The sequence below is a fragment of the Pseudomonas sp. GD03862 genome, assembly GCF_029840855.1.
GTDB classification, from domain to species: Bacteria; Pseudomonadota; Gammaproteobacteria; order Pseudomonadales; family Pseudomonadaceae; genus Aquipseudomonas; species Aquipseudomonas alloputida.
This window is the reverse complement of record NZ_JAOCDI010000033.1, coordinates 1-15,543: the sequence shown is the minus strand read 5'-3', so window position 1 is coordinate 15,543 and position 15,543 is coordinate 1. Positions and strand designations below refer to the sequence as shown.

Sequence of the window (15,543 nt, the reverse complement as noted above, 5' to 3'; positions counted from 1 at the left end):
GTGTTCGCTACATTGTATTGCGCCCGCTTCAAATCAACAGCCTGGCTTGCCAGCAGTGAACTTCTTCGCCGGGTTGACCGCCGCCTTGAACTCGCGCAGCGCCTTGGAACCCACCAGCAGCGGGTAGTTGAAGTTGCTGCGGTCCACCAGATTCACCTCGACGGTGCGCTTCACATCCCCCAGGCACAACTCCAGGTCGACCACCGGGCGCTTGGAGACCTCTGGCGCATCCCCTTCGTCCTCTTCATCGGCACGGCCCTTGATCTTGCTGATGCGCGAGACCTTGTGCTCGTACACCTTGCCGTCCGAGTCCTTGGTCGCCAGGCGGAAGCGCACCCACTCGTCGCCATCGCGGGTGAACCGCTCGATATCCTTGGCCGACAGCGACGCGGTGAAGGCGCCGGTGTCCATCTTGGCTTTCAGGGTTTCGCCCAGCTCGGGCAGGGCGATGTTCTCGTAACGGCCGTAGAGGGTGGGCTCGGCGGCCATTACCGGCAGCGCCAACAACGACAACAGGGCTAGCAGTGGTTTCACAGGCAGGCTTCCTTGAAAAGGGTCAGTGCTTAGACTGCACTGGCAAGATAGGTTCGCTTTCACAAGACTAAACAACATAACGTGAAACATTTGTTCCCGCCGCCGGGCATTGGACATTTGGCGTAGACGACCGCCCTGCTTATCATTGCCAACCGTTTATCTCCCACAACAAGAGTCTTTTTATGCGTCGCCTGCTGACCGGCATTCTCACTACCACCCTGCTGCTGCTCAATACTGTGGTATTGATCTGCCCGCTGCTGGTCTTCGCCCTGCTCAAGCTGGTGTTGCCGGGCCGTGGCCGTGACTACGCGTCCTGGGCGGTGATGTGGGTGGCCGAAACCTGGTCGGAAATCGACAAAGCCATCTTCGCCCTGTGCATCCCTACCCAGTGGGACATCCGCGGTGTGGAAAACCTGCGCAAGGACACCTCGTACCTGGCCGTGAGCAACCACCAGACCTGGGTCGACATCCCGGCGTTGATCGAAAGCCTCAACCGCCGTACACCGTTCTTCAAGTTCTTCCTGAAAAAGGAACTGATCTGGGTACCGTTGCTGGGCCTGGCCTGGTGGGGGCTGGATTACCCGTTCATGAAGCGCTACAGCAAGGCGTTTCTGGAAAAGCACCCGGAGCTCAAGGGCAAGGACCTGGAAATCACCAAGGCGGCCTGCGAGCTGTTCAAGCGCCAGCCGGTGACCGTGGTCAATTACCTGGAGGGCACCCGGTTTACCGAAGCCAAGCGCCAGGAGCAGCAGTCGCCGTATCGCTACCTGCTCAAGCCCAAGGCGGGTGGTGTAGCGTTTGTGCTCGCGGCATTGGGCGAACAGCTGGATGCCCTGCTGGATGTGACCATCGTGTACCCCGGTAATAAGGCGCCGGGGTTCTGGGACCTGCTCAATGGCAGCATTAGCCGGGTGATTATCGACATTCAGGTGCGGGAGCTGGACCCGGCGTTGTGGGCGGGGGATTACGAGAATGATCCTGAGTTCAGGCAGACGGTACAGGCCTGGGTGAACCAGTTGTGGGTGGCGAAGGACCAGCGGATCGAGCAGCTGCGGGCGGAGATGGGCTGAGACCTTCTGTCGCCTGAACTGGCCTCTTCGCGGGTGAACCCGCTCCTACAACCGCTACATTCAGGCATGCGCTGCCCCTTGTAGGAGCGGGTTCACCCGCGAAGAGGCCGGACCTGCCATAGCCAGAATCCGATCAAAACCCAGGCTAATAATCAGCATAAGGATTACTTTTTTGTCTTCCCCCACCTAAGTGGATAAAAATCGACCACAGCACAACTACAAAAATGCCTGGATCGATCAATGGCCAACCCACCCAGCTCTAACCCCGCCCAGCTTCGCCGTGTTCTCGGCCTCCCCGCCCTGGTGTTCTTCGGCCTGGTGTACATGGTCCCGCTGACCATTTTCACCACCTACGGCATCGTCACCGAACTTACCGGTGGCCGCACCGCCGGCGCCTACCTGGTCACCCTGGTGGCCATGCTGTTCACCGCCGCGTCCTACAGTTTCATGGTCAAGCGCTTCCCGGTCGCGGGCTCGGCCTATTCCTACACCAACATGGCCTTCGGCCCCAATGTCGGCTTCCTGGCCGGCTGGTCGCTGTTGCTGGATTACCTGTTCCTGCCGATGATCAACTACCTGCTGATCGGCCTGTTTCTCAACATTGCGTTCCCCGCAGTGCCTGCCTGGGCCTTCGTGCTCGCATGCATCGCTTTGGTGACAGTGCTGAACGTGGTCGGTATCAACTCGGTGGCCAAGACCAGCAACCTGATCGTCGGCGCGCAGATCGTGTTCATTGGCGTGTTTGTCGCGCTGTCCTGCCAGACATTGGCTGGCCAGCCGCTCGACCTGCTGTCGCCGCTAATCGGCGATGGCAGCAAACCTGGCTTTGGCCACCTGATGGCTGGTGCAGCGGTGTTGTGCTTGTCGTTCCTGGGCTTCGACGCCGTATCGACCCTGGCCGAAGAATGCCGCGACGCACGCCGCGACGTGCCACGGGCGATCATCCTCACCACCCTGTTCGCCGGGTTGCTGTTCACCGTGCTGGCTTACGTCAGCCAGTTGGTGCTGCCAGGCAGCAGCTTCGCCAATGCCGATGCAGCGGCCAACGAAGTGATGTTCAAGGCTGGCGGGCAGTTTCTCACCAACTTCTTCACCGCTGCTTATGTGGCGGGCAGCCTGGGTTCGGCGCTGGCCTCGCAGGCCGCGGTGTCGCGCATCCTGTTCACCATGGGGCGTGACAACGTGCTGCCACGGCGCAGCTTTGGTTACCTGTCGCCGCGCTTTGGTACGCCGGTGTTCGCCATTGCGCTGGTGTCGGCGTTCTCGCTGCTGGCGCTGGTGATCGACCTTTCTACCCTCGCCTCGCTGATCAGCTTTGGTGCGCTGGTGGCGTTTTCGGCGGTGAACCTGGCGGTGGTGAAAACGCACCTGATGGATGATGCCTCGCAGCGCAACTTCAAAGGCCTGCTGAGCTATGGTCTGGTGCCGCTGGTAGGGCTGGGGTTGACCTTGTGGCTGTGGACCAGCCTGTCGGCGCTGACGCTGGTGATTGGCCTGTGCTGGTTTGCCTTGGGCCTTGCGTACCTGGCAGTTCTGACAGCGGGCTTCCGCCGCCCCGTCCGCCTGGTGGATTTCTCCGAAGCTGTCTGACCTGATGCAATTTCGCTTTTGTGGGGGCAGCCCTTTCGCGACGCAAGCCGCCCCTACAGCACTCAGCCCATGGCTTGAGGGCTGTCGCTAGAATCCTCAGACCGAAGGCTGGGCCAATGGCGCTGGGGTAGTCCACAAACTCCCCAGATTCTGCAACAACGACCCGGCAATGCCCTGCTGCCCCAGATACTGCAGAATCAGTGGCGCAAACTGCCCGATCATCCCGGTATCCATCCCCAGCGCCTTGAACGCATTGTCCAGGTCGCTACGGTTTTCCACGTTGTTGCCCAGTGCGTTGCTCAGCGCTGACTGGCTCTCGCTGTTCTTGCCGAGCAAATCCCCCAAACCACTCAACCCGCCCAGCGCATTTGCACCGGCCAGCAGGTCCAGGCCCGGCACCGCCTTGGTCAGTTGCCCATAGTCATCGCTGCTAAGGTTGTTGCGCGCCAGCCCCAGCATGGCTCCTGCTCCGCCTACCGCCTGTTCGGGGGTGATGTTCAGCTGGCTGCCCAGGGTGTTGAGCAGATTGGCCTGCGCTTCGGGTGCCTGTACCTGGCCCTGCTGTTGCTGGTTCTGCATGGCGGACACGGCGTTGGCGGCGTCGCTGAGGTTGAAGGCGAACACCGGGCTTGCAGCCAGGGTCATCAGGGTTGCCAGGGTGATTGCTTTCATCGGAAGGGACCTCGTTGGCCGGGATGGCCAAGTAAACGATTGCTTTGACTGATTGTTACAGGGTTTGTTCCGAACTGCCTGTCACCTGACAAATTTGCCAGTTGTGACCCTATGCACATTAGCGCAGATTGAGAATCTCAAATCGTCTCAGAGGCATCAGAAAATGACGAGCAACGTGAGTAACGAGACAATAGCGCCGGCGGCGTCATGTACAAATGAGCAGCCAAGAATAACGGAGGACGGGATCACATTCTTTTATAAAAATCGTAACTTAGCAAGCTTCATATCTACAAATTACAGTGGTCGGATAGTAGCAGAACAAAACATAAAACTGGCGCAATTAGATCAAGCACAGACAGCCAAAATAATGTCGGTAGATCGAGCTAACTCCGTACTCGGCATAGGCCATGGCTCGATGAAATATTCACCCTATGGCTATATTGAAAGCGACAGCCTGTCAACATTACTCGCATTCAGCGGACAGCGCTTCGATAGGGTTCTCCAAGGATATGTATTGGGCAATGGCTATCGAACATACAACCCAAGACTACGGCGATTTACTAGCCCTGACACACTTAGCCCCTTTGAGGTCGGAGGATTGAATCCTTATGCATATTGTTTGAACGACCCTATCAACAATATCGATCCATCTGGGCACAAGGCATTCAATCTATCTAAGTCATTTAAAAATCTTTTTGGACGAAAAGCCAAAAAAATTGAACGTATCAATAATTACAATAAGTCTGCCACCGACTTCAACAACGAGCGCAAAGAGATGGGACTACTCGACCCATTTGACGAAGAAGGAAATCTTGATATTTATAGATTATATAGGAATAGAAATTTAATCAATAAAATGCCTTCAAAACCCAGCCAAACACTATCAGGAAAAGATAAGGCCTATGCCGCCAAGCATGAAAAAACCCTCGAAGATATCAGTAATGACCAAATCCCCTATTTGAAGCAATCGAAAGATCTAATAAAAGAGCATTCAATCGAATTAGATAAAATTGCAAAAGATGTAGAATACTGGAAGCCTTCGCAGGGTGCGCAACAAAATAGAAACATTCGAAGCACCGCATCCACGCCAAGCCACTTTTGGTTCAACAGCAAACGAACAGATAAGTACGACTAGCAAACTCATGTCAAACCATTATCAATGAGAGCGTGCAACACTTAAGGCAGCGGCCCTTTCGCAGCGCAAGGCTGCATCTACAGTGCGCCAGTGCGGACTTTGATCAGTTATATATAAAAAAGCCCCTCAAATTGAGGGGCTCTTGTCAGACAACTGCTTTTTACGCAGCACCCCACATCTTGTGCGGGTCGATCACAAACTTCTTAGGCACACCCGCATCAAACTCGCCATACCCTTCCGGCGCCTGATCCAGGTTGATCACCTGCACACCTACAACCTCAGCAATGTTGATGCGGTCCCACATGATCGCCTGCATCAACTGGCGGTTGTATTTCATGGTCGGGGTCTGGCCGGTGTGGAAGCTGTGCGACTTGGCCCAGCCCAGGCCAAAGCGGATGCTCAGCGCGCCGATCTTGGCTGCAGCATCCACCGCGCCTGGGTCTTCGGTCACGTACAGGCCCGGGATACCGATGTTGCCGGCCACGCGGGTCACTTGCATCAGCGAGTTCAGCACGGTGGCCGGGGCCTCGTGCTTGGCACCTTCGTGGCCATGGCCACGGGCCTCGAAGCCGACGGCGTCGACGGCGCAGTCCACTTCCGGCTCGCCGAGGATGTCGACGATCTGCTCGTGCAGCGGGGTGTCCTTGGACAGGTCGACCACTTCGAAGCCTTGCGACTTGGCGTGGGCCAGACGGGCCGGGTTGAGGTCACCGACGATCACGCAGGCGGCGCCCAGCAGGCGCGCCGAGGCCGCGGCGGCCAGGCCGACCGGGCCGGCACCAGCAACGTAGACAGTGCTGCCTGGGCCAACGCCAGCGGTTACGGCACCGTGGTAGCCGGTGGGCAGGATGTCGGACAGGCAGGTCAGGTCACGGATCTTTTCCATGGCCTTGTCGCGCTCAGGCAGCTTCAGCAGGTTGAAGTCGGCGTAGGGCACCAGCACGTATTCGGCCTGGCCGCCGGTCCAGTCGCCCATGTCGACGTAGCCGTAGGCACCGCCGGCACGGGCCGGGTTTACAGTGAGGCAGACACCGGTGTGCATCTCTTTGCAGGAGCGGCAGCGGCCGCAGGCGACGTTGAACGGGACTGATACCAGGTCGCCGATCTGCATGCGCTCGACGTCGCGGCCCTTCTCGACGATTTCACCGGTGATTTCGTGGCCCAGAACCAGGCCGACCTGGGCAGTGGTGCGGCCACGGACCATGTGCTGGTCAGAACCGCAGATGTTGGTGGAGACCACCTTCAGGATGACGCCGTGTTCGATTTTCTTGCCGCGCGGGTCCTGCATTTTCGGGTAGTCGATGTGTTGCACTTCGACCTTGCCGGCGCCGAGATATACCACTCCACGATTGCCAGACATTGCTTGTACCTCGCTTGATTATTATTTATGCAGCGTTGGTTGAAGCGCCGCCATCCGTGGGCGGCATGTACTACTGGAATGCAGGGAATTGTGGGCCGGATGGGGCCGAACGCACTGACTGGAAGCGACAGGGAGATGCCTTTTAGCGGCAGGGGTGTCGCTGGGGAGTATGGGCAAACAGAGAGGCGGCCTGTGCTGGCCTCTTCGCGGCTAAAGCCGCTCCTACGGGGGACCGCACCAACCCGAGGGCTGTGCTGTACCTGTAGGAGCGGCTTTAGCCGCGAAGAGGCCGGTACTGGTTATTACAGAACGACAGTCCGGTTGGCGTTCAGGAATACCCGCCGCTCGATGTGATAACCCACCGCGCGCGCCAATGTCAGGCATTCGATATCCCGCCCTTTGGCAATCAGGTCTTCGGGATAGTGGCTGTGATCCACCACCTCGACACCCTGGGCAATGATCGGCCCTTCATCCAGGTCGTTGTTGATGTAGTGCGCCGTGGCACCGACCATTTTCACGCCCTTGTTGTACGCCTGGTGATAAGGCTTGGCGCCCTTGAAACCCGGCAACAGCGAGTGGTGAATATTGATCGCCCAACCATCCAGACGGCGGCAAAGTTCGGGCGACAGTACCTGCATATAGCGGGCAAGAATGACCAGCTCAGCACCAGTCTCCTCGATCACCTGCAGCACCTTGCGCTCTTGCCCAGGCTTGTCCTTGGGGTCGAGGGCGAAGTGGTAATAAGGAATCTTGTGCCAATGCGCCAAGGGTTCGAGGTCCGGGTGGTTCGACACCACGGCCACCACATCCATACCCAGTTGGCCAATACGCTGGCGATACAGCAGGTCATTCAGGCAATGGTCGGCCTTGGACACCATGATCACCACCTTGGGGCGGTGGTTGGGTGCGGTCAGCTCGAAAGCCATGCCGAACGCTTCGCTGCGCTCTGCGAGGCCGGCCCGGAAGCCCGCCTCGTCAAAATCGTCCGGCTGACGGAACTCGACGCGAATGAAGAAGCGTCCCGACTGCCGGTCATCGAAGGAGTGGTGCTCCGTCACGTAGCAGCGCTGCTCGAAGAGGTAACGCGTCACCACGTCGACGGTGCCGAGCATGCTCGGGCAGTCGGCGGTGAGAATCCAGGTATCCGGTGCCCGACTCATGTTCTTGCTCCTTAGGCTTCGATGCTCAGGCCGTATTCGGCAGAAGCGTCCTGCAGCCACAGCCACCAGTAATCGGCGAAGCTGCGGCGAATCACCAGCTCCCAGGTGTCTTCTGCAGTGCGGCGGATCACCAGTTGCGACTTGGCGAACACGGTGCCCACGGCCTTGCCCACCGGGAAGTTGTTCGGGTGAACATCATAGCTGGTGGATTTCATCAGCACGTCGCGCACGTTCGGGCCACGCAGTTCCAGCAGGCTTTGCCCGCCACTGACATTGACGACCTGAATATGCTGGCCTTCAAGGGCCGCGCGCAGCTTTTGCTCGACTGCCAGCTCCTGACCGCCGGGCACGATCAGCAGCCACTCATCTGGGCCGACCCATTGCAGCGACATGTCCTTGTTGGCGACCACGGTCAGCGCCACGGGCAGCTCCAGGCCAAGGGCCTTGTGCACGCCGGCGGCGAATTCCGGGTTGTGGCCATCACCGCGCAGGGTGAGGTGGCCGAGGAACTTGCGTTCACGCAGGGTCACGCCTGCGTTCTTGCGGCCTTTGCCTACCAGGCTGGCCAGGTCGGCATGGTGCAGTGGCGACTGGGCTTTGGCCTCGGCGCCGGGGTTTTGCTGGAAGACGTTGATAGCGCTCATTTCTTACCTGCCTTGAATTCTGGATTCGACCACGATGCCTGCGGGAGACGGCCATCCTGTGGGAGCGGGCATGCCCGCGAATGCGATGTTGAATTCACCGCCCTCTTCGCGGGCACGCCCGCTCCCACAGAGACCTCATTCCACGCCTGGCACCGGTTGGACCGGGGGCCTTAGACGTTCTGCCGCTCACCCTTCGGATCGAAGAACACCGAAGACACGATTTCCGCCTCGATCACGCTGCCATCCGCCTGCGGCGAGTAGACACGCTCGCCCATGCGCTTGAGGCCGCCTTTGACCACACCCATGGCGAACGAGTAGCCCAGGGAGTTGGACGCGTAGCTGGAGGTGACGTGGCCGACCATGTCCATCGGGATCGGCTGTTTCGGGTCGAACACCAGCTGGGCGCCTTCCGGCAGCCACTTGGTCGGGTCGACCGGCTTCAGGCCCACCAGCTGCTTGCGGTTCTCACGTACGCAGTCTTCGCGGTTCATGCCACGCAGGCCGATCCACGAGAACGGCTTGTTGCGGCCAACGCACCAGCTCATGTTCAGGTCGTCCGGGTTCATCGAACCATCGGTGTCCTGGCCAACGATGATGAAGCCCTTCTCTGCACGCAGTACGTGCATGGTCTCGGTGCCGTACGGGGTCAGGTTGTACTTCTTGCCGGCCTCGATGATCTGTTCCAGCACGCCCATCGCGTAGTTGGCCTGCACGTTCACTTCGTACGACAGCTCGCCGGTGAACGAGATACGGAACACGCGGGCCGGCACGCCACCGACGTTGCCTTCCTTCCAGGTCATGAACGGGAAGGCTTCCTTGTCCATGTCGATGTCGGTCAGCTCGCTCAGCAGCTTGCGGCTGTTAGGGCCGGACAGGGTCATGGTGGCCCAGTGGTCGGTGACCGAAGTGAAGTACACCTTCAGCTCTGGCCATTCGGTCTGGTGATACAGCTCCATCCACTGCAGCACGCGAGCAGCGCCGCCGGTGGTGGTGGTCATGATGAAGTGGTTGTCGCCGACGCAGGCGGTTACGCCGTCGTCGAAGACCATGCCGTCTTCCTTGCACATCAGGCCGTAGCGGGCCTTGCCCACGTCGAGCTTGGTCCAGGCGTTGGTGTAGATGCGGTTGAGGAATTCGCGCGCGTCCGGGCCCTGGATATCGATCTTGCCCAGGGTCGAGGCGTCCAGCAGGCCCACGCTGTCGCGCACGGCCTTGCATTCACGCGTGACGGCAGCATGGATGTCTTCGCCGGCTTTCGGGAAGTACCACGGGCGCTTCCACTGGCCGACGTCTTCGAACTCGGCGCCGTTCTTCACGTGCCAGGCATGCAGGGCAGTGAAGCGCACAGGCTCGAACAGGTGACCACAGTGACGGCCCGCTACCGCGCCGAACGTCACCGGCGTGTAGTTGGGGCGGAACATGGTGGTACCCATTTCCGGGATGGTGATGCCGATCGAACGGGCGGCGATGGCCAGGCCGTTGATGTTGCCCAGTTTGCCCTGGTCGGTACCGAAGCCCAGCGCGGTGTAGCGCTTCACGTGCTCGACCGACTCGAAGCCTTCACGGGTGGCCAGCTCGATACCGGCTGCGGTCACGTCGTTCTGCTGGTCGACGAACTGCTTCGGCCCCTTGGTGCCTTTGTCGTGCGGTACCAGGAACAGTGCCACGGTGGCCTCTTCCTTGCGCGCCACGGTTTTTGGCAGGGTGCCGACAGTGGCCTTGAAACCGGCCTCGGTGGCTGCGCGGACGCCGCCTTCGAAGCCATCGGCAATCACATCGCCCAAGGCATACACGCCGTTGATACCACCGACGCACTCACGCTTCTGCGGCGCATCGCCCGGCACGAAGCCAAGGATATCGTCACGCCATACCGGGCGACCGCCCAAGTGCGAAGCCAGGTGCACGATCGGGCTGTAACCGCCCGAGGACGCGATCAGGTCGCACTCGAGGACTTCGCCTGGGCTGGTGACTTTGTGCGCCTGCACATCGATCGCCGCCACACGGGCGCCGGTGACGTGCTTGCTGCCTTTGGCCTCGACCACGGCGCTGGAGGTGAGGATGCGAATGCCTTTGGCACGCGCTTCTTCAACCAGCGAGCCACGTGGGTTGTGGCGGGCGTCGGCGATGGCGACCACTTGCAGGCCTGCGTCGTGCCAGTCCAGCGCGGCGCGATAGGCGTGGTCGTTGTTGGTCGACAGTACCAGCTTGCGGCCCGGCGCCACGCCATAGCGGCGAACATAGGTGGAAACAGCACCGGCCAGCATGTTGCCCGGCACGTCGTTGTTGCCGTACACCAGCGGGCGCTCGTGGGCGCCGGCAGCCAGTACCACGCGCTTGGCGCGAACGCGGTGCACGCGGTGGCGAACCTGGCCAATCGGGGCGCGGTCGCCGAGGTGGTCGGTGAGGCGCTCGTGAATGGTCAGGAAGTTATGGTCGTGGTAGCCGTTGACCGTGGCACGTGGCAGCAGGGTCACTTCCGGCAGGCCTTCCAGCTCTTTGACCACGGCGTTGACCCAGTCGGCAGCAGGCTTGCCGTCGAGGGTTTCGCGGGTGTCGAGCAGGCTGCCGCCGAACTCTTCCTGCTCGTCAGCCAGGATCACGCGGGCACCGCTACGCGCAGCGGCCAGTGCGGCAGCCAGGCCAGCAGGGCCGGCGCCGACGATCAGCACGTCGCAGTGCCGGTTCATGTAGTCGTAGCTGTCAGGATCGTTCTGCAGCGGCGCACGGCCCAGGCCGGCGGCTTTACGGATGTACTTCTCGTAAGTCATCCAGAACGATTTGGGGTACATGAAGGTTTTGTAGTAGAAGCCCGGCGGCATCATGCTGCCGCCAACCTTGCCGAGGATGCCCATGACGTCGTTGTTGACGTTCGGCCAGCCGTTGGTGCTGGTGGCGACAAGGCCCGCGTACAGTGCCTGTTGGGTGGCGCGCACGTTGGGGATCTGGGTAGCTTCGCTGGAGCCGATCTGCAGGATGGCGTTCGGCTCTTCGGTACCGGCGGCGATGATGCCGCGTGGGCGCGAATACTTGAAGCTACGGCCGACAATGTCGACGCCGTTGGCCAGCAACGCGGCGGCCAGGCTGTCACCGGCATAACCCTGGTAGGTCTTGCCGTTGAAGGTGAAGTTCAGGACCTTGCTGCGGTCGATACGGCCGCCGCTGGCGAGGCGATAGGTCTGGCTCATACTTTTTCCCCTTGGCCTTTGACGGTCGACGCGGCGCTGGTGGCTTTGCCGCTGGCGGTCACTTGCGGCTTCTCGCCAATCTTGTAGGTTTCCAGAATTTCGTAGGTCACGGTGTCACGGGTGACGTTGAAGTACTGGCGGCAGCCGGCAACGTGGTCCCACAGTTCATGGTGAATACCGCGCGGGTTGTCACGGTAGAACATGTAGGTACCCCACTCCTCGTCGGAGCAGGCGTTAGGGTCCAGCGGGCGGGCGATGTGCGCCTGGCCAGAGGCGTGGAACTCTTCTTCGGAGCGCAGCTCGCCGCAGTGGGGACAGAAAATATGCAACATGACGGTGTCTCCGGTTAGTGGGCGACGGCGGCGGCGCCGTGTTCGTCGATCAGTGCGCCGTTGTAGAAACGGTCCATGGAGAACGGCGCGGCCAGTGGGTGCATTTCGCCCTTGGCCAGGCTCGCGGCGAAGACGTTGCCCGAACCCGGGGTCGCCTTGAAGCCGCCAGTACCCCAACCGCAGTTGAAGAACATGTTCTTGACCGGGGTTTTGGTGATGATCGGGCAAGCGTCCGGCGAAGTGTCTACGATGCCGCCCCACTGGCGGTTCATGCGAACACGCGACAGGTTGGGGAACATCTCGACGATGGCCTGCAGGGTGTGCTCGATCACCGGGTACGAACCGCGCTGGCCGTAGCCGACCCAGCCGTCGATACCGGCACCGATCACCAGGTCGCCTTTGTCGGACTGGCTGATGTAGCCGTGTACGGCGTTGGACATGATCACGCTGTCGATGATCGGCTTGATCGGCTCGGATACCAGCGCTTGCAGCGGGTGCGATTCCAGCGGCAGGCGGAAGCCGGCCAGCTTGGCCATGTGCCCGGAGTTACCGGCGGTGACCACGCCGACGCGCTTGGCGCCGATGAAGCCTTTGTTGGTTTCCACACCGATGACCGCGCCGTTTTCCTTGCGGAAGCCGATCACTTCGGTTTGCTGGATCAGGTCGACGCCCAGGGCGTCGGCAGCGCGGGCGAAGCCCCAGGCCACGGCATCGTGACGGGCAACGCCGCCACGGCGCTGTACGGTGGCGCCGAGGATCGGGTAGCGGGTGTTCTTCGAGCAGTCCAGGTACGGGATTTCGGCCGCAACCTGGGCAGTGTTCAGCAGCTCGCCATCCACGCCGTTGAGGCGGTTGGCGCTGACCCGACGCTCGGAGTCACGCATGTCCTGCAGGGTGTGGCACAGGTTGTAAACGCCGCGCTGGGAGAACATCACGTTGTAGTTGAGGTCCTGGGACAGGCCCTCCCACAGCTTCATGGCGTGCTCGTACAGGTGCGCCGACTCGTCCCACAGGTAGTTGGAACGCACGATGGTGGTGTTACGGGCGGTGTTGCCGCCGCCCAGGTAGCCCTTCTCGATCACGGCGACGTTGGTGATGCCGTGCTCTTTGGCCAGGTAGTAGGCCGTGGCCAGGCCATGGCCGCCACCACCGACAATGACCACGTCGTAAACCTTTTTAGGGGTTGGCGTGCGCCACATGCGCTGCCAGTTTTCGTGGTGGCTGAGGGAGTGCTTGAAAAGGCCGAAGCCCGAGTAACGTTGCATGGTGTGTGACTCCACTCAGCGGTAGACAGGGAAATCTGCGCACAGGGCCGCGACGTTCTTCGCCACATCGGCTTCGACGTCTGCGTCACCGAGGTTGTCGAGGATGTCGCAAATCCAGCCAGCCAATGCCACACACTGGGCGACCTTGAAGCCGCGGGTGGTGACGGCCGGGGTGCCGATACGCAGGCCCGAAGTGACGAACGGCGACTGCGGGTCGTTCGGCACGGCGTTCTTGTTGACGGTGATATGCGCACGACCCAGGGCGGCGTCGGCGTCTTTGCCAGTCAGGCCCTGACGGATCAGGCTGACCAGGAACAGGTGGTTGTCGGTGCCACCGGAAACCACATCGTAGCCACGGTCGATGAACACCTGGGCCATGGCCTGGGCGTTTTCGATCACTTGCTGCTGGTAGGCCTTGAATCCAGGCTCCAGCGCTTCCTTGAAGCACACCGCCTTGGCAGCGATCACGTGCATCAGCGGGCCACCCTGGGCACCCGGGAATACAGCGGCGTTCAGCTTTTTCTCGATCTCTTCGTTCGACTTGGCCAGGATCAGGCCGCCACGCGGACCGCGCAGGGTCTTGTGGGTAGTGGTGGTGACCACGTCGGCGAACGGGATCGGGTTCGGGTACAGGCCAGCGGCAACCAGGCCGGCAACGTGGGCCATGTCGACGAACAGCAGTGCGCCCACCTTGTCGGCGATGGCGCGGAAGCGTGGGAAGTCGAGGGTCTTGGAGTAGGCCGAGAAACCGGCAACGATCATTTTCGGTTTGTGCTCGACCGCCAGGCGCTCGACTTCGTCGTAGTCGATCAGGCCGGTGTTGGTGTCGATGCCGTACTGGACTGCGTTGTACAGCTTGCCCGAGGACGACACCTTGGCGCCGTGGGTCAGGTGACCGCCGTGGGCCAGGCTCATGCCCAGGATGGTGTCACCGGCTTGCAGCAGGGCCAGGTAGACCGCGCCGTTGGCCGACGAGCCGGAGTGCGGCTGGACGTTTGCGTAGTCGGCACCGAACAGCTGCTTGGCGCGCTCGATGGCCAGGGCTTCTACCTTGTCTACGTGCTCGCAGCCACCGTAGTAACGCTTGCCAGGGTAGCCTTCGGCGTACTTGTTGGTCAGGCCGCTGCCTTGGGCCTGCATGACGCGCTTGCTGGTGTAGTTCTCCGAGGCGATCAGCTCGATGTGATCTTCCTGGCGCTGTTCTTCGGCATTCATCGCCGCCAGCAGTGCATCGTCGTAACCCTGGATCTGGTCTTGCTTGCTGAACATTGTGTATCTCCCGGCAGCGATCGTTTTTTGTCGTGGGGCACTGTGGCCCTTTGTGGCGATGTTATGACTGGTGGGGTCGGGTCAGATGCCTGCGCACGCCTTGCAATGGCGCGTTTACGACATTCTCTTTGTGCCGCCCATGCGGGCCCCTTCGCGGGCGCGCCCGCTCCCACAGTGATTGGCGTTTGCAGGACCATTGTGGGAGCGGGCGCGCCCGCGAAGAGGCCGGCACAGTAATGAACAGAAATCGCTGCGCGGGTTGTATAGGCAAGTGCTGAATCGATGGTTTAGAGTGCTGATCTGCGTCGTTCACAGGACCGTGCCATGACAGACAAGAGCCAACAATTCGCCAGCGACAACTATTCCGGTATCTGCCCCGAAGCCTGGGCGGCGATGGAGAAAGCCAACCGCGGCCACGACCGCGCCTACGGCGACGACCAGTGGACCGAGCGTGCATCGGAGTACTTCCGCAATCTGTTCGAAACCGACTGCGAGGTGTTCTTTGCCTTCAACGGCACCGCGGCCAACTCCCTGGCCCTGGCATCGCTGTGCCAGAGCTATCACAGCGTGATCTGCTCCGAGACCGCCCACGTCGAAACCGACGAATGCGGTGCACCGGAGTTTTTCTCCAACGGCTCCAAGCTGCTGACAGCGGCCAGCGTCAACGGCAAGCTGACGCCACAGTCTATTCGTGAAGTGGCGCTCAAACGCCAGGATATCCACTACCCCAAGCCGCGCGTGGTGACCATTACCCAGGCCACCGAAGTCGGCACGGTGTACCGCCCCGACGAGCTGAAGGCGATCAGCGCCACCTGCAAGGAGCTGGGCCTGAACCTGCACATGGACGGCGCACGCTTTACCAACGCCTGTGCTTTCCTGGGCTGCAGCCCGGCCGAACTGACCTGGAAGGCCGGTGTGGATGTGCTGTGCTTTGGCGGCACCAAGAACGGCATGGCGGTAGGCGAGGCAATTCTGTTCTTCAACCGCCAACTGGCCGAAGACTTCGATTATCGCTGCAAGCAGGCAGGGCAACTGGCGTCGAAAATGCGCTTCTTGTCGGCGCCCTGGGTCGGGCTGCTGGAAGATGGCGCCTGGTTACGCCATGGCAACCACGCCAATCATTGCGCGCAGCTGCTGGCATCGCTGGTCAGTGACCTGCCGGGAGTGGAGCTGATGTTCCCGGTGGAGGCCAACGGGGTGTTCCTGCAAATGCCAGAGCACGCCATCGAGGCGCTGCGAGGCAAGGGCTGGCGCTTCTATACCTTTATCGGCAGCGGTGGCGCGCGCTTCATGTGCTCGTGGGATACCGAAGAAGCGCGGGTGCGAG

General features: G+C 60.9%; 13 protein-coding genes. 4 read left to right on the top strand and 9 right to left on the bottom strand.

Annotated features, from left to right (window positions below; genetic code table 11):
- Positions 1-33: 33 nt before the first annotated feature.
- Positions 34-534 carry an ATP-dependent zinc protease gene (locus tag N5D53_RS19895; protein ID WP_104960632.1) on the bottom strand — a complete coding sequence of 167 codons (501 nt, stop codon included), beginning with the start codon at positions 532-534 and terminating at the stop codon, positions 34-36.
- A 182-nt stretch (positions 535-716) separates the two neighbouring features.
- On the opposite strand from N5D53_RS19895, the gene N5D53_RS19890 reads away from it, so the two are divergent.
- Positions 717-1,604, top strand: coding sequence for an acyltransferase (locus N5D53_RS19890; RefSeq protein ID WP_014589394.1), 888 nt, complete (start codon positions 717-719; stop codon positions 1,602-1,604).
- Between the two features lie 240 nt (positions 1,605-1,844).
- Positions 1,845-3,194 (top strand): APC family permease, encoded by a 1,350-nt coding sequence (locus tag N5D53_RS19885; protein WP_104960631.1) that lies wholly within the window; start codon positions 1,845-1,847, stop codon positions 3,192-3,194.
- Positions 3,195-3,290: 96 nt separating this feature from the next.
- Here the strand turns inward: N5D53_RS19885 and N5D53_RS19880 are convergent, their stop codons facing one another.
- Positions 3,291-3,866, bottom strand: a complete 576-nt coding sequence (locus N5D53_RS19880) for a DUF2780 domain-containing protein (protein WP_064490905.1) — start codon at positions 3,864-3,866, stop codon at positions 3,291-3,293.
- Between the two features lie 175 nt (positions 3,867-4,041).
- Between N5D53_RS19880 and N5D53_RS19875 the strand changes: the two genes are divergently transcribed.
- Positions 4,042-5,001 (top strand): RHS repeat-associated core domain-containing protein, encoded by a 960-nt coding sequence (locus tag N5D53_RS19875; RefSeq protein ID WP_223843568.1) that lies wholly within the window; start codon positions 4,042-4,044, stop codon positions 4,999-5,001.
- A 160-nt stretch (positions 5,002-5,161) separates the two neighbouring features.
- Here N5D53_RS19875 and fdhA read toward each other — a convergent pair whose 3' ends face one another.
- The 7 genes from fdhA to N5D53_RS19840 form a co-directional block, all read right to left on the bottom strand.
- Positions 5,162-6,361, bottom strand: a complete 1,200-nt coding sequence (fdhA, locus tag N5D53_RS19870; protein ID WP_011953256.1) for a formaldehyde dehydrogenase, glutathione-independent — start codon at positions 6,359-6,361, stop codon at positions 5,162-5,164.
- A gap of 302 nt (positions 6,362-6,663) precedes the next feature.
- The gene (gene purU, locus N5D53_RS19865; protein WP_003255675.1) at positions 6,664-7,521 is read right to left on the bottom strand and encodes a formyltetrahydrofolate deformylase; all 858 of its coding nucleotides are present in this window, start codon (positions 7,519-7,521) and stop codon (positions 6,664-6,666) included.
- Between the two features lie 11 nt (positions 7,522-7,532).
- Positions 7,533-8,165 (bottom strand): sarcosine oxidase subunit gamma family protein, encoded by a 633-nt coding sequence (soxG, locus tag N5D53_RS19860; RefSeq protein WP_014589391.1) that lies wholly within the window; start codon positions 8,163-8,165, stop codon positions 7,533-7,535.
- Positions 8,166-8,335: 170 nt separating this feature from the next.
- Complete coding sequence (locus N5D53_RS19855) at positions 8,336-11,350, bottom strand: sarcosine oxidase subunit alpha (protein WP_104960630.1); 3,015 nt, start codon at positions 11,348-11,350, stop codon at positions 8,336-8,338.
- Positions 11,347-11,682, bottom strand: coding sequence for a sarcosine oxidase subunit delta (locus N5D53_RS19850; protein WP_010951682.1), 336 nt, complete (start codon positions 11,680-11,682; stop codon positions 11,347-11,349). Before N5D53_RS19850 ends, N5D53_RS19855 begins: the two co-directional genes overlap by 4 nt.
- Before the next feature lie 14 nt (positions 11,683-11,696).
- On the bottom strand, positions 11,697-12,947 hold the full coding sequence (locus tag N5D53_RS19845) for a sarcosine oxidase subunit beta family protein (protein ID WP_003255680.1): 1,251 nt from the start codon (positions 12,945-12,947) through the stop codon (positions 11,697-11,699).
- A gap of 15 nt (positions 12,948-12,962) precedes the next feature.
- Entirely contained in the window at positions 12,963-14,216 is a 1,254-nt protein-coding gene (locus N5D53_RS19840) for a serine hydroxymethyltransferase (RefSeq protein WP_003255681.1), read from the bottom strand.
- Positions 14,217-14,540: 324 nt separating this feature from the next.
- Between N5D53_RS19840 and N5D53_RS19835 the strand changes: the two genes are divergently transcribed.
- On the top strand, positions 14,541-15,543 hold a 1,003-nt coding region (locus tag N5D53_RS19835; RefSeq protein WP_279840630.1), incomplete at its 3' end, for a low specificity L-threonine aldolase.